The organism is Hydrogenovibrio sp. SC-1, from assembly GCF_002848135.1.
Lineage (GTDB): Bacteria > Pseudomonadota > Gammaproteobacteria > Thiomicrospirales > Thiomicrospiraceae > Hydrogenovibrio.
The window spans coordinates 37,417-56,200 of record NZ_PKGB01000003.1 but is presented as its reverse complement, the minus strand read 5'-3'; the positions used below and the strand labels follow the sequence as shown (position 1 = coordinate 56,200).

Genomic DNA, 18,784 nt, shown 5'->3' with positions numbered 1-18,784 from the left:
CGACTCCTTTTATGAGTTATTTTGGTTGAATCGACGATTCAATTACATTTAAATTCAAAGTTTGTTTAAAAGCTTGTACTTTGGCATCCTGCTCGATAGCCGTTCTTGCCTGCTGTTGACGCATTTCATTATCAGAGGCTGATTGTTTTGCAGGGGTCCAGTGTGGTCCTGATGCCTGTTCAAACTCCAATCGACAACCAAGCTGGGCTTTTACCTGCTCCTCTAACCGTTGAAAAGCCAACTCGGTTAAAGCCACCTGTGCCTGAGCAGGATCAACACTCAAAGTCAATACTTGTGGAGTCTGACGAACTAAAATAGACTGTCGCGCTAATTCTGCAGCCATGCCCTCTAATCCCAATTCGACAATCAGTTGTAACCAATTTTCAATGGTTGGATGCGGCTGTCCTGTGTCTTGCAATTGCGATGCAGACAGGTCAGGCTCCCATACGACATCCGAAGAAACGGTTTGCTCAAGATGCGAACTGGTATCTGATTGCGGCGCAATCGCCTGCTCCATTATCGGCTGAGCGTCAAATGAATGGCTAGGTTCTGCAGCAGCCATCTCTGGCGCAACATTATGCTGACTTTCTTGAATAGCCGCTGTTTTTGGCGGGACCTTGGGTGCGTTAGCAGACGTTTTTTTTTCATCCGCACCACCTAAAGTGGCGGCTAATTGCTTTTTCAAGGCTTGAATTGGATCATCCTCCGTTACCATCTGCACTGACGGTTGCTGAGCACTGACAGCTTGTTGGTTTGGCTGAGAGGAAACGGATTCTGAAGCAGGCAAGGTTTGCTCGGCCATGGGCTGCGGCGGAGCCGAAGGAATTGTCACTGAATTCACAGCAGCATTCATTGGCTGGGTTAACGGTGCTTCTTGCCCCGTATTTTGAACAGAATTTTGCCCAGGCCTGGTCATTTTAGACGGCTCGGGATCACCTTCCGCCAGTTGAAATGCCAACATTCTAAGCAATGCCATTTCAAAACCAATGCGGATATCGGGAGCCAACGCCATATCTTGTTTTGCCAATAGCGCAATTTGATAACACATCTGTACACGCTCAGGTGCAAGTTGTTCGGCAAGCGTTTGAAGCGTGTCGGTCTCTAAAATCGCCGTTTCACCAGCGTCGCCTAACACCTGAATCAGGCTCAAGGAATGCAAGCTTTCAATGAGTTGCGCATTTAAGGCAACATAGTCGACCCCAAGTGCAGCTAGTTGCTTCACGACTTGTTTTATGCCTTCCGCAGAATCTTGTGCCAAGGCTTGTAAAATGGCCAAGGTAAACTGCTGATCGACCAAGCCAAGCATCGCCTGAACAGCGGCATGCTGAACTTCACCAGCCCCATAAGCGATGGCCTGATCCAAAATACTCAGCGCATCCCGCGCGGAACCATCGGCACTCTTAGCAATCATCGCCAAGGCTGCGTCGTCAAAGGCGATTGCTTCTTGCGTTAAAATAAACGCTAAATGCTGTTGTAATTGGACTTGCGTCAGCCGCATTAAATTAAATTGCAAACAGCGCGACAAGACCGTCATCGGTAATTTATGCGGATCGGTGGTCGCTAATAAAAATTTAACATGCTCAGGCGGCTCTTCTAACGTCTTCAACAGAGCATTAAAACTGCTCTTAGAGAGCATGTGCACCTCGTCAATCAAATATACTTTGTATCGACCTTGAACGGGTGCGTACTGAACATTTTCCAACAATTCTCGGGTATCTTCGACCTTGGTTTTCGAGGCCGCATCCACTTCAATCAGATCAACAAACCGCCCTTCATCAATTGACTGACAGACAGAACAAACGCCACATGGCGTTGAACTCATTCCTTGCTCGCAATTCAAAGCCTTAGAGAAAATTCGAGCGATGGTGGTTTTACCAACCCCGCGTGTGCCAGTAAATAAATAGGCATGATGTAGCCGTTGTTGATCCAGTGCATTGGATAACGCTTGCATGACATGGGTTTGACCCACTAATTCGGAAAAGTTTTTTGGACGCCACTTTCGGGCCAGTACAGTATCGCTCACGAGAACCATTTCAAGTCATTTTAAGAAAGGTCATTTTAACGTGAAACACAGAGAATGCGAACTCAATTTCAGAAAGAAATAAAAAATAGAAAAGTGGCAACTTGCCCGCCTTACCTCGGCGCACGAATCAGAAGGTACCGTTGCTTCCTTCCGGACCTGGCGGGGTTCCCAACCTATCGTCGCGAGGGGACGAACAAGTCACCGCGATGAATGATACACGATTTGCTAAAAATTTAAAGCCTCTTGGTGAAATAAATCTTCAACCCCCTCGATAAAAATACTTTTAAACTCGCACCGAACCCTGCTTAATCATTCGAGATTCAACCGCCTGTCTTTTATGGCGTGCTGGGGTCACTCGGCAAACTAAATCCTCTTGCCGTGATAATGCTTTCAATATTAGGGTAAGTCGTGGTATCTGTAAAATATAATCCAGTATAAGGAAATAGTTGGTACTGTAATTCGCCTGAACCGGGTGATCCGCTCACCACTTTAACCGTATCAGCACTATCCAGAACGCCACTCAAATCGCGGTCATACTGGAAGCTACTCCCTGAGTACAAACAAGAATTGGTCGGCGCATAGGTTAAATTCGACCCACCTGTGACCGTCTCATACAATCCACTGGTTCCTTTTGAGATGAACTGACGTTGAGCCTTTTCAACCAAGGTGTTGGTCGAGCCAGGGCCAGCCCAATTACAGATAAACCCATTAATCTGACCAATAGTCGTCGCCGTATTGGTTAAGGAACCGCCATAACCGTACCAAGCTTCCCCATCGGCATTAATTGAACCGGTTTCATCACTAACACTTGAAGGGTTTAACCCCACATTCAATACCCGACTATGGGAATCATTTGGTCCAGCCTGCCAAGCATATGCATAGTCTCCAGACAGATCGGTTTGATCAAACGATGCTTTAAACCAGTTAAAATTATCACTCCACCCAGAGGGCGTTGAACTCGAATAAGGCGTGGTCGCTGATAATTGATTTGCTGACGTATGAGCTGAGGTATCTAAGGTATCACTACAGTATTGTGCTTCACGTGCATCTAATAAAAATGCATTTCCGGCTTTCTTTTCATAGGTCAGACTGCCTTTTCGCGCGATTTGGAAAAATGACGTTGAATAAAGCGATGAACAGGTTCCACCTTGATATTTGTCTTGTATTTGATAGCTCATATTGCCACTATAGGTTCCCGAGCTATCTGGCGCATGCGTAAGCGTCACCGCGATATCATAATCCTGAGGCGTTGAATCATTACCCCGCTTTCCTGTATACGTCATATTCACCACGTAGGTATATTTCGTTCCACTTCGACTCAGTGTCGCTAACGTAAAACTGGTATTTGCAATCGATTTGGCATTCATCTCGGTCGTTAAAGTCTTGGTTTCGCCATCAGCAGGTAAGCTTTCCCCCTTATCATATAAGGCATCGATCAAACTGGCCAGCACACTCAAGCCTGCAAAATTTCGACTACGCACCCCATTCATTTGGGTGTTCAGCTGCGCGGCAGAACAGGCTTCATTCGTTGTGCCATTTTTTTCAGTCCATAATCCTAAATCACCAGTAGGCAGACTTCCTGAGGCAGGTGTACCATCAGGGTGATTGGCATACTTTAACTCAGGCCCAAAACAAGTGGCATTGGCTGCCAGCTTATAAAAATTTTCGACACTAAAAACATCCCGCAAAGGGGTATCACCTGACAATAATTGATCAATCCGTTGAGTAGCATAACCATGATAGCTAACGGCTCTAGGCATGGATCGGGTTAAACTATCTGCGGTATCGACTTCAGTAGGAGATGCCACCATCAAACTTTGTGGAAAGCTGGATAAATCGCGCGTTTGGTCTTGTGATGTATCGGAAGTGGATTCAGAGGAACTGGAGCTAGAACTACCGCCACATCCCTGAAGACTTAAAATGCTGATTGAAAGGACAAAGAGATTAAAGGCCGAGGTATTCATGATATGTGCTCCTTGCAAAACCCAATTGGCTGGAGTTTCATTATAGAGCAGCCCAAATACCAGAACAAACGCATAAGCATATCAAGATATTTTAATGCTTAGCATCGATAAATACCTTCAAATCATAACATTAATTTGCTGAGTTGCCATTCAGCCGTTTTAACTTAGATCGAGATATGAGCTTCTGTAAATGACGCACCCAACTCGCTAAAGTTTGCGCATCACGTTCAATCTGCTTGACGGCTTCCTCACTGGAAAAACCAGGCATATTCAAAGCATCTAGAAATAATAATTCAAGAAAGACAAGCAACTCAATATCAAAATAATTCAACAGTCGATATTGAGGCAATCTTGCCAAGATCACCGCATCTGCAACCATGCGCCATTGTGCTTGATCTAACTGGTATCGTATCGACAAATCTCGTGATACCTTCCCCTTTTTTAACATTATCGCATCAGCTAAAGATTGATACAAAAAGACCTCTTTCGCCGCTGGCCTTACGGGAAATGGCAATTGATTCATAAAAAAAGCTTCGGGAGTACTATGTAGACTAGGCACCTAGCGATAAACCTTTTTAGATTGGGTTATTTCATAACGGTCAATTTCCAATTGGATCAGACGCTGATAGTGTGAATTGGGAAAAACAAAGTCAAATGCATTACATTCTAAATTTCTATTTTGATCATATATACTACGGACTAATACCGAAGGCATTTCTAATGCTCTGTTAAAGGAATCAAAATAAAATAGTATCTTATAGCGTTTATCAGCACTAAACCGTTTAGGTACAAAAATCGCAGCCCCGCATTCACTTAAATTGAGCTCCAGTTTGGGCCAGTTTTGTGGTGTTCTCGATAATGTCATATCATCAACTAAATTTTGATAGGCATTAAAATAATGCGCCATCAGCGCGTTTAAATGATAGAGCGCCTGTGCCAAGGGAACATTTTGAAAGGTATCCGGCTCAAAACGCTTCGCTTTTTGATCGATGACAAAATTACTTGGTAACGGCGGTGGGGCTTTAAAACTAGTTGCGTTAGAACTTTCAAAGCATCCAGATAGATGCTGAAAATGCAATATCATTTTATGGTTAAGGGCATCAAAATATTGAAACGTCTTAGGCGCCGATTGGTTGATAGATTGAATCCGCTGTACGCCTTTTGCATATCCATGAAATGCCAGCCAGTCATTACGATTCATCCGAGGTGACTGCCCATGAGCAAGCTTATGAGTCCAGTCTCCAAAAAAGTCTATATAGCGTTCAAAATCACTAAAGAAAGGTTCTAAAATATCCTGCTGATCTTGAATATGGCTCACCCAATGCCGTAGTGCTTTTTTAGATTTTTTAATTCGCTTCTGTACAGAAGAGGGAAAATAGTCAATGCCATAGGCAAAAATAGGCGTTTCTTTAAGACTCTCCTGCGGACGAACAACTGCTTTTATAGAAATATCTAAACGCCGAAAACGACGTGCATCTTCTTTTTCAAACCAAAAAGGCACTCAATCAATCTCACTAAATAAATAATTCGCTTATTTTAGCTTATCTCGAAAATTTTTATCCGCAACTTCATAGCCTAATGCAATCATTTCTTGCGTACGATCAAACTCCATCATCCCACAGGCATTACTGGCAATTTCAATCATCTCATCGGCTGGATAAGCAGCTAATTTCTGCCGAGCAATCGTATTCTGCATCGCATCAAATGCTAAGTCCGCAATTTCATATAGCCCTTTAGGCCGCATGTCTGCGAGTGTTTGCGGACTCCGAAGTGACTGCATCCACTGATTAAATTGCTGAAGGAAGCTCGCTTGATCATCGTGTTCTGCTGAAGTTGGCTCTTGCAACTCAATGTCACCACTTAAACTCACTGCGACAATTAAATCCGTGTTATCACTAAAGGTTGGTGCAATCGGCACTGGATTCAAGATACCACCATCCATTAAATCAACGCCATTTAACGGGTATGGCGTAAAGAATAACGGTAACGAGATGGAAGCCCGAATGGCGTCTAATAAGCGACCAGATTGCAACCAGACTTCCCGTTGACGAGCAATATCAGTGGCTACGGCGGTAAAAGCGATGGGCAACTCTTTAATCTGAACATCACCGATTAACTCAGAGAGAGATTTCATCAATTTTTCACCCTTCACTAAGCCATTTCGCTGCCACGCCAAATCCAATAACCCTAGGATATCGACTTTATCCATTTTCAGCATCCATTCCTCAAAGGCACCCAACTTACCAGCTGCATAAATCCCGCCGACCAGTGCGCCAATCGAAGATCCTGAGATAGATTGAATTTGATATCCATGCGTTTCCAACCAACGAATAACGCCAATATGCGCCATCCCTCTGGCACCGCCACTGCCTAAGACCAAAGAAACCGTTTTGTTGGATTGTGTCACAACATCTCTTTCACTCAAGCGACGCCTCCTAAAGATTACTTAAAATGACCAGGCCTGGTCATTTTGTGGCTAAGCACGATGATAAGGGTGGTTTTGCAATAACGACCAAGCTCGATAAACTTGTTCTGCTACCATCACTCGCACTAAGGGGTGAGGTAAGGTTAGTTTAGACAGACCCCATACCCACTCGGCTTGTTGCACCAAAGCCCCATCTAAACCATCGGGACCGCCCACAACCAACGCGATATCTTGTCCCGATACTAGCCAGTCATCTAACTTCTTTGAAAACCCGACTGTTGATGGCATCTGACCGTTTTCATCTAACACAATTAATTTTGCCCCTTTGGGCACCGCTGCAAGAATACGCTTGGCTTCCTCAGCCTTATATTGACTAACCGATCCGCTTTTACCTCTTTGCGCCATGGGAATTTCAACCAATTTAAGCGAACAGGCGCCAGGTAAGCGTTTTGCATATTCGCCATAGCCCGTTTGCACCCATTGCGGCATCTTTTGCCCAACGACAATAAAATGAATAACCATCTTTGTGTCTGACTAATCCTGTTCCGATTGAACACTGGTACTGGGTTTAATATCCCAAAGCTTCTCTAATTGATAATGAGCTCTTGCTGATTCTGTCATCACATGAACCACCGCCGAGCCAAGGTCGACTAACACCCAATCAGGTTCTGGACCAGCCTCTACGCCCATTGGCGGCTCACCAGCATCTTTAAAAGCTTGAGCAACCGCATTACCGGTTGAGCGAACATGGGTGGTTGAGGTACCCGTCGCGATAACCATTTTATCGGTAAAGGAACATAAATGAGAGACATCTAACACCTGAATATCACGCGCTTTAGCATCCTCTAAGCTTGAAACAACAAGACTTTCTATTTGTTCGGCATTCATCATCTAGCAGGGTTCTCTTTGGTTATACCGTTTCAAACGGCGTGTATCGTTCATCACGACACTAGTTAATTGAAGATTGATATAAATGGTTTTGTTGGATATAAGCGGCAACATCCGCAGGCATCAAATAGTCTACTGGATCACCATATTCCAAATAGGAACGCAACATCGTTGCACTCAGATCTAGCTGGGTAACGGGCAAGTCAACAATCTGTCCCGCGCTCTGCGTTAAATGCGGGGCCCAATGATCTATGAAGATTTTGCCAACGGTGCCTTGTCGAGGCAAGGGTTCACCCGGCCGGTGAGTGACCACAATATTGGCCAGTGTCAAAATCGATTGCCAGTCTTTCCAGGTATCAAATTTGGCAAACGCATCTGTACCCATCATTAAGACAAAACTGGCACCCGGTTCGGCTTGTTTTAACTGAGCTAAGCTATCAGCGGTATAAGACAAACCGCCCATTGAAGCCTCTAAACGTTCTAAAACAAACTTGGGCTGATGTTGAATTGCCAGCTCAATCATGTCACATCGCTGTTCTATCGAAGCCAACGGTTGAGACCTATGCACAGGCAAACACGCCGGCATAAATCGCATTTCATCCAGGTTTAACGCATGCAGTACTTCCAGTGCAGGCCGAAGATGGCCAAAATGGATCGGATCAAAAGTTCCACCATTAATACCGATTAAACGTTTGGTTTTCAAAGTCACTTCTCTATGATTTTTTTGGTATTATACCAACTATGTCAAGCGATACCCACGCCAATCCAGCATTTACCAATCCGACTCAGCCACCCCTCCCCCCCCAATTTGAAGAAGTGGTGTACCATCGTCTTAAACAAGGCGACACCCTTAAAGAATACGACTTAATGAAATACCTAGTCGACCAAGGGTTTTCACAATTCACGCCGTCTTTAGAACCACTTGCCTTATTTCGCGGGCACTTTTTGCTGTTTCATTTACTCTATCGTTTACAAGACAAGTGGCAACAACAAAACAAAGGGCGATTGTGCATTCATACTTTGGAAATTTGTTTAAAGAGTGATCAGGCATCACTTGAACAAACCGCTTTTGCCATCACAGAATCGGATGAAATCAAGCGCTACTACCTAGATTACGAGACCTTCTTAACTACTCAGGAACGGGATGTCATTGACCTCATCGCCCAATTTTGGCAAAGCTTTGGCGATCAATCAGCCTTATCGAAAGGATACAGTGATGCAGATATCCATGAGGCCAAACAGTGTCTCGAGATTTCAACCCCACTAGACCCAGAAAACGGCGCCAAAGTGGTGATGAAACAGTTTCGAATCCTTTCCCAAGTTCACCATCCTGACAAAGGCGGTGAAGCAGAAGCCTTTCATGCCATCTGCCACGCCAAAGAAGTGCTGTTAAAGCACCTCCAAACGACCCCGATTATTCACGAATAGTACCATCACCATAAACAATATATTTTTGCGACGTCAACCCTTCTAAGCCGACAGGGCCACGTGCATGAAACTTATCTGTACTGATACCAATTTCAGCCCCCAGACCATACTCAAAGCCATCTGCAAAGCGCGTAGATGCATTCACCATCACTGAGCTCGAATCCACTTGGGCTAAAAATTGACGAGCCGTCGTCACATTTTCAGTAATGATGGACTCGGTATGTCCCGAGCTGTACTGTAAGATATGGTCCATGGCTTCAGCCACATTCGACACCACTTTGATCGACAAAATCGGCGCTAAATATTCGGTTGCCCAATCCGCATCGGTTGCGGCTTCCATTTCAGCCACCGCACGCGCTTTTTCACAACCACGCAAGGCCACGCCTTTTTGTTGATACATTTCAACCAGGCCTGGTAGGATTTCAGCCGCTCTTGATTCGGCTATAAGCAACGTTTCCATCGCATTACAAACCCCATAGCGGTGGGTTTTGGCGTTAAAGGCAACGCGCACAGCCTTTTCAGCATCCGCATCTTGGTCAATATACACATGACAAATGCCGTCTAAATGTTTAATGACCGGGACGCGCGCACTTTGACTAATCCGTTCAATCAACCCTTTGCCACCGCGAGGAATAATGACATCGACATAATCCGGCATGGTAATCATTTCACCGACTGCCGATCGATCCGTGGTCGCAACTACTTGCACTACTTCGGCCATCAATCCCGCTTTAGTCACTGCCTCTTGAATACAGGCCGCCAAAGCACGATTTGAATGTGCCGCTTCCGAACCACCACGCAATAAAGCCGCATTCCCCGATTTTAAGCAGAGTGCAGCCGCATCAATGGTCACATTAGGCCGTGATTCATAGATAATCCCCACGACCCCAAGCGGAACGCGCATTTTGCCCACTTCAATTCCGGAAGGCATATAACTCATATCCGAAATTTGACCAATCGGATCCTTTAAAGCCGCTATCTGTCTTACGCCTTCAGCCATTGCCGCCACGCCTTGTTCAGTGAGGGAAAGGCGATCCAGCATCGCTGCATCTAAACCATTGGCTTCGCCCTGTTCTAAATCCTTACGATTTTCAGCAATCAACCAAGCCATTTTCTGTTCAAGTGTTGTTGCAATCGCTTCCAACGCCGCATTCTTTTGTGCGGTGGATGCGCTCACTAATTGGCGAGAGGCTTTACGAGCCTGTTGCCCCAAGGTTTGCATATAAGCTTTGATATCTTGATTCAATTCATCTGTCATGTTTAATCCTCTCATTACAACTTGATTGCGACCCCTAACAGGCTATTTTAAATACCAATTCGGATAAGGCTTGCCATTCATCTCCAGGGCGAACCCCTTTGACCATTAAATCGACTTCTAATGCTTTGGGTAATAATTGCTGCCAATAGTCCCCTTGATGACGCGTCATCGCCGCTTGAAACTCGCCTTGCTTGGAAGACCATATGCCCAACTGCTTAAAAACTTGTGGTAAAGACTGTTGCGATTTCCGTTGATCAATCGCAATTAACAAGCGCAATTCTTTTGACAACAACCATAAAACAATCGGAGCCTCTAACCCTTCCTGATGCAAGCGTTGCAAAATTTGCAATGCATACTGAGTGCGTCCTAACAGCATCGCACTACTTAATGCGAATAGTTGATAATGCGCCTGATCTGCCACATTATCGATAATATCCTGTGGAAGGATGGCAGCCCCTTGTGAAAATAATAGCCCCAGCTTTTCAATTTCCTGATCAGCCGCCAACAAATTCCCTTCAACCCTTTCTGCCAACAATGCCGCTGCCTCTGATTCTAGTGACAACCCAATTTCCTGAGCGCGTTGTTGACACCATTTTTGCAAAGCGACACCTTCAATCGGCTTTGACTGAACCACCATCCCAACAGATTCAATTGCTTGAACCCACTTGGTTTTTAATTGACGACCATCCAGTTTTTCACAACTGATTAAAATGCAAATTTCTGGCGGCAGAGCGTGTTGCAACGCACACCAGTATTGGATAAAAGCCGTGCCCTCTTTTCCAGGTGTCCCTTTGGGTATATTCAATTCAATCAATCGCAAATCGGCAAAGAGGGTACCCGCTTGGGTTTCCATTTTAAGGTCATCCCACTTAAAATTTGCATCCACTTCATATCGGTCTCTTTGCAAATAGCCTTGCGCCTTTAGCGAAGCCCGCCAAGCATCAACGACTCGCCGAATATATAACGGTTCCTCTCCAAAAACCAATGTAATGGGTTGAATGGTCGCCGATTGCGCCAACTGTTTTAGGTAAGCTGGCGCCATAATCATGGCTGTTCACCTTGATCCTTAGCTTGCGTTGGTTTTGATGGCTGTTTTAATTGATACGCACGATTGATTCGGTCAATCAACTGATTGGCGACATCAAACGCCATTTGTTGTTGAATATCCTGTAATTCGCGACTGGACCCTAAAGCCGCTGCCGTTTCAATGCGGCGATCTCGATAACTGTTCACCGTTGCCGTCATCAGTAGGGTTTCAGTTGCCACTCTTTGTACACTGACAGTTTGGCTCATTTTCAACAGTTCTGAAGTGGTATCGCCTTGCCCAGACATACTGGTACGAGAAACCTCATAAACGGTTGCGTCAAGCGACACTGAAAGTTCAGCCGAAGCGACAGAATCGACCACTTTGACATCCGAGGCCTTTAGTAATTGCATAAAGGTTTTCAGCGCATCCGCCCGAACACCCGTGGTCTTTGCTAAATAGACTGACTGAAAAGAGGCTTTCGCATTGGGACCCATGCCTTTTAAATGAAACCCGCAAGCCATTAAGGAGGCAACCAACACTGACAACAGTAGCGACTTAGCCATTAAAAACGCCCAGGCCTGGTTATTTTTATGGCGGGACTTCATCAACTAACCCTTTACCACGATATTGACCAAACGACCTGGCACGACAATTTCTTTGACAATGTCTTTGCCTTCAACATACTTAGCGACCTGAGCATTGGCTTTGGCTTCCGCCAAAATGGTATCCTTATCGGCTGCCGCAGCCACTTCAATTTTGCCTCGGAGCTTGCCATTCACCTGCACCATCAATTCAATTTCATCTTTTACCAAAGCACTTTCATCTACCTTTGGCCAAGACGCATCCAAAACTAACCCTGTTTGACCTAACGTTTGCCACAATGTCTGAGCAATATGCGGCGTAATCGGCGACAACATCAATACCAATACTTCTAACGCTTCCTGGATCAGCGCTCGCCCTTGATCTGTCTCTGATTCAAAACGGCCAATTTCATTTAACAACTCCATTGACGCAGCAATGGCAGTATTGAAGTGCATACGGCGTCCCATATCATCCGTGACTTTTTGCAGAGTGCTATGTAATTTTAGACGCAGGACTTTTTCAGACTTATTTAATCCCTCATTGGACTGGCAGGCGATCACCGTTCCCTGTTGAGTGTGCGCATGAACTTGTCGCCATACTCGGTTCAGAAAACGATGCGCGCCTTCCACGGCTGAATCAGACCACTCTAAAGTCTGCTCTGGTGGTGCGGCAAACATAATATAAAGCCTGAGTGTGTCCGCACCATATTGATCAATCAGCGTTTGTGGGTCAATACCATTATTCTTAGACTTCGACATTTTAATAATGCCACCGTATTGCACTTCGGTGCCATCAGATTTGAGACGACCTTTAATAATCGCGCCTTTATCATCAGTAATCGGTTCCACATCCAGCGGCGAATACCAAGTCTGTTTTCCAGTGTTATCCTGAGAATACCAACTACTGGCCAGAACCATTCCTTGAGTTAACAGGTTTTTAAAGGGTTCATCACTGGACACCAGTCCTTCATCCCGCATCAACTTATGGAAAAATCGAGCATACAATAAATGTAAAATGGCATGCTCGATACCGCCAATATATTGGTCCACGGGCAGCCAATGATCAGCTGCCGTCTTGTCCAACATGGCTTGATCATTATTACGAGAGGTATAACGCGCGTGATACCAAGACGACTCAAAAAAGGTATCGAATGTGTCGGTTTCACGATTAGCGGGTCCGCCACATTGTGGACAGCTGCATTTCTTGAAGGAATCTAATTTCGCTAAAGGCGAGCCAGCGCCATCCGGCACCACATCTTCCGGCAAACGAACAGGCAAATCCTGTTCAGGCACAGGCAGGGCGCCGCAAGCAGGACAGTAAATCACCGGAATAGGACACCCCCAATAACGCTGACGTGACACTCCCCAATCTCGCAATCGGTAATTGGTTTGCTTTTCCCCTAACCCCTTTTCACCAAGCACCTTGGCCATTTCAAATAGGGCCTGCTTTGACTTTAGACCATCAAACGGACCCGAATTCACTAAAATACCTTTTTCAGTAAAGGCAGCTTCAGACACCTCTGCGGGTTGGTCAGCCGCTTTGCCAATCACTACTTTCATTGCCAAGTCATAGGCTTTGGCAAATTCATAATCACGCTGATCATGCGCCGGAACCGACATCACCGCACCGGTTCCATACCCCATTAACACAAAGTTAGCCGCCCAAACAGGCAAGGTTTCACCGGTCAAAGGATGCTGAACGCGAATTCCGGTATCAATGCCCTTTTTCTCCATGGTTTCCATATCCGCTTCCGCAGTAGAAACATGCGAACAAGCTTCAATAAAGTCCGCTAAGGGCTCATTTTGAACGGCCGCTTTACGTGCCCAAGGGTGATCAGCTGCAACCGCGACATAGGTCACACCCATTAAGGTATCCGGGCGAGTGGTGTAAACTTTTAAAGGGTCTTCAGAGCCATCCAAACCGGAAACCATTGGAAATTGAATTTCTAAACCAGTTGATTTGCCAATCCAATTTTTCTGCATGGTTTTAACCTGTTCAGGCCAACCATCTAATTGATCTAAATCGGTTAATAACTCTTCCGCATAATCGGTAATACGTAAAAACCACTGAGCAATTTCCTTACGCTCGACTGGTGCGCCTGAACGCCATCCTTTGCCGTCAATCACCTGTTCATTTGCCAGAACTGTTTGATCAATCGGATCCCAGTTCACCACTGACAACTTACGGTATACTAGGCCTTTTGCCATTAAACGGGTAAACAGCCACTGTTCCCAACGATAATAATCTGGATGACAGGTCGCCACTTCTCTGCTCCAGTCATAGCCGAGTCCCAGAGACTTTAACTGTTGGCGCATGTAATCAATGTTTTGATAGGTCCATTTTGCAGGTGCGACCTGATGCGCCATAGCAGCATTCTCAGCCGGCAAGCCAAAGGCATCCCACCCCATCGGTTGCAATACATTTTTCCCCTGCATTCGCTGAAAGCGCGAGACCACATCTCCTAGCGTATAATTTCGAACATGCCCCATATGCAGCTTGCCACTGGGATAGGGAAACATCGACAAGCAGTAAAAAGAAGGCTTATCAGAGTTTTCTGTGGCCTTAAAAACTTGCTGTTGGTCCCAGGTCGCTTGCAGGTCTGTTTCGATCGATTGCGGTTGGTATTCAGGGGTTAATTCTGTTGACATGATTCGTTTGCTTTTTGTTATGATTAATTTGGTTGAATTATAACAAAATAGAACAAAACTGAGGGGATCATAATGAGTGAAAATAAAATGGGGCAGGCTTATCGGCATCTTTTACAAAGCGCAAGAGAAGCATTAATTAAAGCAGAGTTCAAAAGTTGGGATACACTCAAAGAGTTGGTCGAAACCATTCAACAAAAAGAATCGGTTTTAGAGCAATTAACGCAACAAGAACTCAACCAGGTACAGGACGATCTCAAAGCCGACATTACTGAATTGGCCACCACCCTTGAAGAATTCAACGAAGGCGTTGAATCTTTTGTGGAAATGGACCTGCCTATTATTGAAAAATATTTAGAAGAAAAAGCGCTCAGTCTTGCGGATCCAACCGAGTTAATGGTGCTGCGTTTAAGATTAAATGCCGCTTTAAAAGATTAACCGACTGATTTCATGTTGTCTCTAGGTGCATTTCTTTTTTAAAGCGCCAACGATTGACAACTAATACCGCCAAAACCAGCGCTAACAAACCAAAAACCGGCCATTGGCGCCATGTCATAAAGGGCGTTTCTCCCCTATAAGGTTGGACTTCGCCCCTTAAAACACCCGTTTGATAAGCTTCGATCGATTGTTTTATTTGACCGTCTACCCCAACAATAACGGTATAGCCCGTATTGGTGGTGCGGGCAATTTCTCGCCCCAATTCCAGTGCACGCATCTGTACATCTTGAACTTGTTGTGCTGGCTCTAAAGTATGCGCAAACCAAGCATCATTACTCACGGTCAGCAAGTAATCTGACTGAATAGCACTTATGGCCAATTCTTCGCCAAATGCCATCTCATAACATACCGACATGCCCACCTTATGAACCCCTAATTGAAAAGGAGCTTGGTCATCCTCCCCTGCGGAAAAGGATGAAAAAGGCACATCAAACAATAAACTCAATGCCTTAAACAGATCGGTAAAAGGAAAGAATTCACTAAAAGGGACTAAATGACGTTTTTGATAAACCTGATCCGGTTGATGAACATTGACGATGGCATTGTAATAAGCTTTGGTCGCTAAATCTCGGGTAATCACCCCCACTAAAATGTCGGTATTTAATAATTGCGCATCACGAATAAAGTTGCGTAAAGCGCCCTTTTCGACTCGATCATAATAATCGGGAATCGCCGTTTCCGGCCAAACCACCACATCCGCATCCAGATGCTGCTTTGTCAAAGATACATAGGTTTGTAACGTGGGTAAGAACTGTTCCTGCAACCATTTCTGATCTTGTGGAATATTGCCTTGTATTAACGCCACCTTCACTGGCTTACCATCTGCTTCAACCCACTCTACATTCTTAAGCGCTGCACCACTTAGCCAGAATACCGCTAAAATCATCGGCGCTAAAACCCAACTCCGTGATATCACCAACCACAACAAAACGCCAGCGGAAATAGCCACCACCCAACTGACACCTAAAACGCCTAATAACGGCGCATAACCACCTAACCAAGTAAGTGCATGCGTATTGCCAGTCAATAAGAATGGAAAGCCACCAAATAGGGATGCTCGCAAAGCTTCGGCTAACACCCAGACCGTTGGCATCAGCAAGGCCCAATTAACGCCGAGCTGACCTGGACGTTTTAGCCAAGCCACCAACCAGCCCGCTAACATAAAATAACTAGTCAGAAAAAGCACAAAAATAGTGGTTGCCAATATTGATAAGGCCAAATGGACACCCGCGTAAATGTAGATACTGGAGATCAGCCAACTGACCCCAACGCCGAAAAAACCAATGCCATACCAAAAACCAATTTGGATGGCCGCTTTTTGGGTGTCCACTTGCTGCCACAACCAAAAAAGTCCAGCAAGCGATATCAAGGCGATAGGAACCAAGCCAACAGGCGCATGAGCCGCAACCATCAGGGCACCTAAGGCCAATGCGATCAGACGGTTTCGATCTAACAGAAAAAAATGCAATACTTTTTTAATCATGCTGACCCGACCAAGCCGTAGGGGAAAGAACATAAAAAAAGACTGTCATCATCGTTAGAAACCTGTCAATTAAGATTTAGCAGAAGCCGGGGCGTCTTCACTTGCATTCGAAGGTAAATCGGCAACAGCCGATTCACTTACCGTCTCAGCCATTTCTGGTTGTTCAACTCGATCCAACACCGACCTTTCTTCTACCAAAAAAGTGTCAACTCGACGTTCATCAGCTTTTTGAACGGTAAATTGCAAACCATTCATTTCAAATTGTTCGTCTGTTTCCGGGATTTTTCCCAATTGTTTGGCAATAAAACCACCAATGGTTTCCAACATTTCATCATCAAAGTCGCTATTAAAAAAGCTATTGAATTCATGCAAAGAGGTAATCGATGCAACAGCATAAGCACCAGACAAGTGTTTTTGAATATGATCTTCGTCTTCATCATGTTCGTCTTCAATGTCGCCGACAATTTGTTCTAATACATCTTCAATGGTGACAAGCCCAGCCACTTCACCATACTCGTCAACGACCAAAGCCATATGATTTCGGCTGTTTTTAAATTCTCTTAACAACACATTCAACCGTTTACTTTCTGACACCAATACAGGGGTTCGATAAAGTTCCTGCAACTGCGACTTCTCTTTTAAATCATGCTTGACCACCGCCCGTAGAACATCTTTTGCCAATAAGATACCAACCACTTCATCCGATTCAGCCGATAAGACAGGATAACGGGAATGAGCCGCTTCCAACATATGCTCTAAAATGGTATCCAGTTCATCCGCTTCATCCACACAAGACATCTGCACCTTTGGAATCATCACATCTCGCACGCGTGCTTCGGACACATTCAGTACGCCCTGAATCATTAAAAAGGCATCTTTATCAATTAAATCTTGAGACTGAGCTTCTCTTAAAAAGCTTTCCAAATCTTCCCGGCTCTCTGGTTCATCTGAAAAGAGTTTGGCTAATTTTTCAAACCAAGTCGAACCGTTGCGACTGTCACTCATGAACGTTTTATTCTCCATCTAATTAAATTATTATTCGTCAATCAAGGTGTTTCACACTTAACGCCGATATTGTCGTGTCAAAAACTAATTTTCATAAGGCGATAAAAACCCGAGTTCAGCTAAAATATCCACTTCCAACGTTTCCATTTCATTCGCTTCGTCGTCATCTATATGGTCATATCCCTGTAAATGCAAGCAACCATGTATTACCATATGCGCCCAATGTGCTTTTAACGACTTCTGCTGATCAATAGCTTCTTGCGCGACTTGCGCTGCACAAATAACTAAATCGCCTAAATAAGGTAATTCTTCCCCTAAATCGACCAGGCCTGGTGGCATTTCAAACGGAAAAGACAATACATTGGTTACTTTATCCTTCCCTCGATAGTCACGATTCAGCATTTGGATTTCTTCAGGCTCAACAACCCTCAAGGCAATTTCCGTCTCGCCATCTCGCCGATCATCCAGCATGGCTGCATCAATCCAATTTAGCATTTCAGCTTCTGTCGGCAACGCTTTTGCTTGCTCATCTGAAACTGCAATTTGATAATTTAAATGAATCATGGCCTTTCCTTTCGTCGATCAAACTGATCATACGCTTGGACAATTTTTTGCACCAACTGATGCCGAACCACATCCTGAGACTGGTAAAATGTAAACCCAATATCAGGCACCCCTTCTAAAACTTCAATCACATGACGCAAACCCGACTTCTGATGTTTAGGCAAATCACATTGGGTAATGTCCCCTGTGACCACTGCCTTGGAACCAAAACCAATCCGAGTTAAAAACATTTTCATCTGTTCAACAGTGGTATTTTGTGCTTCATCTAGAATCATAAATGAATCATTTAAAGTACGGCCACGCATAAAGGCCAAAGGCGCAATTTCAATGACCTGCTTTTCAATCAAGCGCTCAACCGTTTCAAAACCAAGCATCTCAAACAAGGCATCAAACAAGGGCCTCAAATAGGGGTCGACTTTTTGACTCAAATCGCCTGGTAGAAACCCCAGTTTTTCACCTGCTTCAACCGCTGGGCGCGTCAAAATAATGCGTCGAACCTGCTCCGATTCGAGTGCCGCAACTGCGGTAGCCACAGCCAAATACGTTTTGCCCGTTCCCGCTGGACCAATACCAAAACTCACATCGCAATCTTCAACGGACTGGATGTAATTGGATTGGTTAGCATTGCGGGTTTTAATCACTTTTTTTCGGGTTTTAATCAGCTTCTGCGTGGGCTCAACAACCTGATCTTCAAAACAACCAATCGCTTGAAGTGCCAAATGTATTTGCGAAGGATCTAAAGATTCATTGTGTGCCTGTTGATAGAGGTCTCGAATCAATTGCTCAGTCTTAACAAGTCGATCTGCCAAGCCTGTCACACTAAACTGAAAGCCAAGATGGTTAATCTCCACACCTAATCGCAGTTCCAACTGCGAAAGGTGCTCCGATTGCCAACCGCATAAATTGGCTAAAGCCGCATTATCTTCAGGCGTTAATTGAAACTGTATCGTTTGCAGTGGTGTCAATGAAAATGTCCATTTAGGGCAAGGAGAGA

Annotated in this window: 18 protein-coding genes and 1 other RNA gene; 2 read left to right on the top strand and 17 right to left on the bottom strand. The window is 44.9% G+C overall.

From position 1 onward, the window contains the following. Positions 1 to 16: 16 nt before the first annotated feature. The 9 genes from dnaX to nadD all read right to left on the bottom strand — a co-directional run bounded on the left by dnaX (position 17) and on the right by nadD (position 8,003). Complete coding sequence (gene dnaX / locus CYQ88_RS02345; protein WP_101839857.1) at positions 17 to 2,023, bottom strand: DNA polymerase III subunit gamma/tau; 2,007 nt, start codon at positions 2,021 to 2,023, stop codon at positions 17 to 19. 99 nt (positions 2,024 to 2,122) lie between these two features. Beyond that, positions 2,123 to 2,219: signal recognition particle sRNA small type (ffs, locus tag CYQ88_RS02340), an RNA gene on the bottom strand. Positions 2,220 to 2,358: 139 nt separating this feature from the next. Beyond that, positions 2,359 to 3,987: a hypothetical protein gene (locus CYQ88_RS02335; protein WP_101839740.1), complete on the bottom strand. Its 1,629-nt coding sequence runs from the start codon at positions 3,985 to 3,987 to the stop codon at positions 2,359 to 2,361. A gap of 130 nt (positions 3,988 to 4,117) precedes the next feature. Next, positions 4,118 to 4,510, bottom strand: a complete 393-nt coding sequence (locus CYQ88_RS02330) for a hypothetical protein (protein WP_143483749.1) — start codon at positions 4,508 to 4,510, stop codon at positions 4,118 to 4,120. A 36-nt stretch (positions 4,511 to 4,546) separates the two neighbouring features. Beyond that, positions 4,547 to 5,488, bottom strand: coding sequence for a hypothetical protein (locus tag CYQ88_RS02325; protein ID WP_101839738.1), 942 nt, complete (start codon positions 5,486 to 5,488; stop codon positions 4,547 to 4,549). A gap of 30 nt (positions 5,489 to 5,518) precedes the next feature. Continuing rightward, positions 5,519 to 6,412: a patatin-like phospholipase family protein gene (locus CYQ88_RS02320; RefSeq protein WP_233188788.1), complete on the bottom strand. Its 894-nt coding sequence runs from the start codon at positions 6,410 to 6,412 to the stop codon at positions 5,519 to 5,521. A gap of 51 nt (positions 6,413 to 6,463) precedes the next feature. Beyond that, positions 6,464 to 6,934 (bottom strand): 23S rRNA (pseudouridine(1915)-N(3))-methyltransferase RlmH, encoded by a 471-nt coding sequence (gene rlmH / locus CYQ88_RS02315; RefSeq protein ID WP_101839737.1) that lies wholly within the window; start codon positions 6,932 to 6,934, stop codon positions 6,464 to 6,466. A gap of 12 nt (positions 6,935 to 6,946) precedes the next feature. Further along, on the bottom strand, positions 6,947 to 7,303 hold the full coding sequence (gene rsfS, locus CYQ88_RS02310) for a ribosome silencing factor (protein WP_101839736.1): 357 nt from the start codon (positions 7,301 to 7,303) through the stop codon (positions 6,947 to 6,949). Positions 7,304 to 7,361: 58 nt separating this feature from the next. After that, entirely contained in the window at positions 7,362 to 8,003 is a 642-nt protein-coding gene (gene nadD, locus CYQ88_RS02305) for a nicotinate-nucleotide adenylyltransferase (RefSeq protein ID WP_101839735.1), read from the bottom strand. 38 nt (positions 8,004 to 8,041) lie between these two features. On the opposite strand from nadD, the gene CYQ88_RS02300 reads away from it, so the two are divergent. Beyond that, positions 8,042 to 8,728 carry a DNA-J related domain-containing protein gene (locus tag CYQ88_RS02300; RefSeq protein WP_101839734.1) on the top strand — a complete coding sequence of 229 codons (687 nt, stop codon included), beginning with the start codon at positions 8,042 to 8,044 and terminating at the stop codon, positions 8,726 to 8,728. Here CYQ88_RS02300 and CYQ88_RS02295 read toward each other — a convergent pair. The 4 genes from CYQ88_RS02295 to leuS are packed head-to-tail and all read right to left on the bottom strand — an operon-like array spanning position 8,715 to position 14,243. Next, a complete protein-coding gene (locus tag CYQ88_RS02295) occupies positions 8,715 to 9,986 on the bottom strand; it encodes a glutamate-5-semialdehyde dehydrogenase (protein WP_101839733.1) in 1,272 nt (423 codons plus the stop codon). The two genes, CYQ88_RS02300 and CYQ88_RS02295, sit on opposite strands and share 14 nt — an antisense overlap. Before the next feature lie 34 nt (positions 9,987 to 10,020). Then, the gene (holA, locus tag CYQ88_RS02290) at positions 10,021 to 11,034 is read right to left on the bottom strand and encodes a DNA polymerase III subunit delta (protein WP_101839732.1); all 1,014 of its coding nucleotides are present in this window, start codon (positions 11,032 to 11,034) and stop codon (positions 10,021 to 10,023) included. Then, complete coding sequence (locus CYQ88_RS02285) at positions 11,031 to 11,618, bottom strand: hypothetical protein (RefSeq protein WP_101839731.1); 588 nt, start codon at positions 11,616 to 11,618, stop codon at positions 11,031 to 11,033. The genes holA and CYQ88_RS02285 overlap by 4 nt, the downstream gene beginning before the upstream one ends. A gap of 3 nt (positions 11,619 to 11,621) precedes the next feature. Beyond that, complete coding sequence (leuS, locus tag CYQ88_RS02280) at positions 11,622 to 14,243, bottom strand: leucine--tRNA ligase (RefSeq protein WP_101839730.1); 2,622 nt, start codon at positions 14,241 to 14,243, stop codon at positions 11,622 to 11,624. Between the two features lie 72 nt (positions 14,244 to 14,315). On the opposite strand from leuS, the gene CYQ88_RS02275 reads away from it, so the two are divergent. Continuing rightward, the gene (locus CYQ88_RS02275) at positions 14,316 to 14,678 is read left to right on the top strand and encodes a hypothetical protein (protein WP_101839729.1); all 363 of its coding nucleotides are present in this window, start codon (positions 14,316 to 14,318) and stop codon (positions 14,676 to 14,678) included. 10 nt (positions 14,679 to 14,688) lie between these two features. On the opposite strand, the gene lnt is transcribed toward CYQ88_RS02275, so the two are convergent. From lnt to CYQ88_RS02255, 4 genes are all read right to left on the bottom strand, one after another. Next, positions 14,689 to 16,221, bottom strand: a complete 1,533-nt coding sequence (lnt, locus tag CYQ88_RS02270) for an apolipoprotein N-acyltransferase (RefSeq protein WP_233188787.1) — start codon at positions 16,219 to 16,221, stop codon at positions 14,689 to 14,691. Between the two features lie 69 nt (positions 16,222 to 16,290). Then, positions 16,291 to 17,226: an HlyC/CorC family transporter gene (locus tag CYQ88_RS02265; protein ID WP_101839728.1), complete on the bottom strand. Its 936-nt coding sequence runs from the start codon at positions 17,224 to 17,226 to the stop codon at positions 16,291 to 16,293. An 84-nt stretch (positions 17,227 to 17,310) separates the two neighbouring features. Then, on the bottom strand, positions 17,311 to 17,790 hold the full coding sequence (gene ybeY / locus CYQ88_RS02260; RefSeq protein ID WP_101839727.1) for an rRNA maturation RNase YbeY: 480 nt from the start codon (positions 17,788 to 17,790) through the stop codon (positions 17,311 to 17,313). Next, a complete protein-coding gene (locus CYQ88_RS02255) occupies positions 17,787 to 18,755 on the bottom strand; it encodes a PhoH family protein (protein WP_101839726.1) in 969 nt (322 codons plus the stop codon). The genes ybeY and CYQ88_RS02255 overlap by 4 nt, the downstream gene beginning before the upstream one ends. Positions 18,756 to 18,784 lie beyond the last annotated feature (29 nt).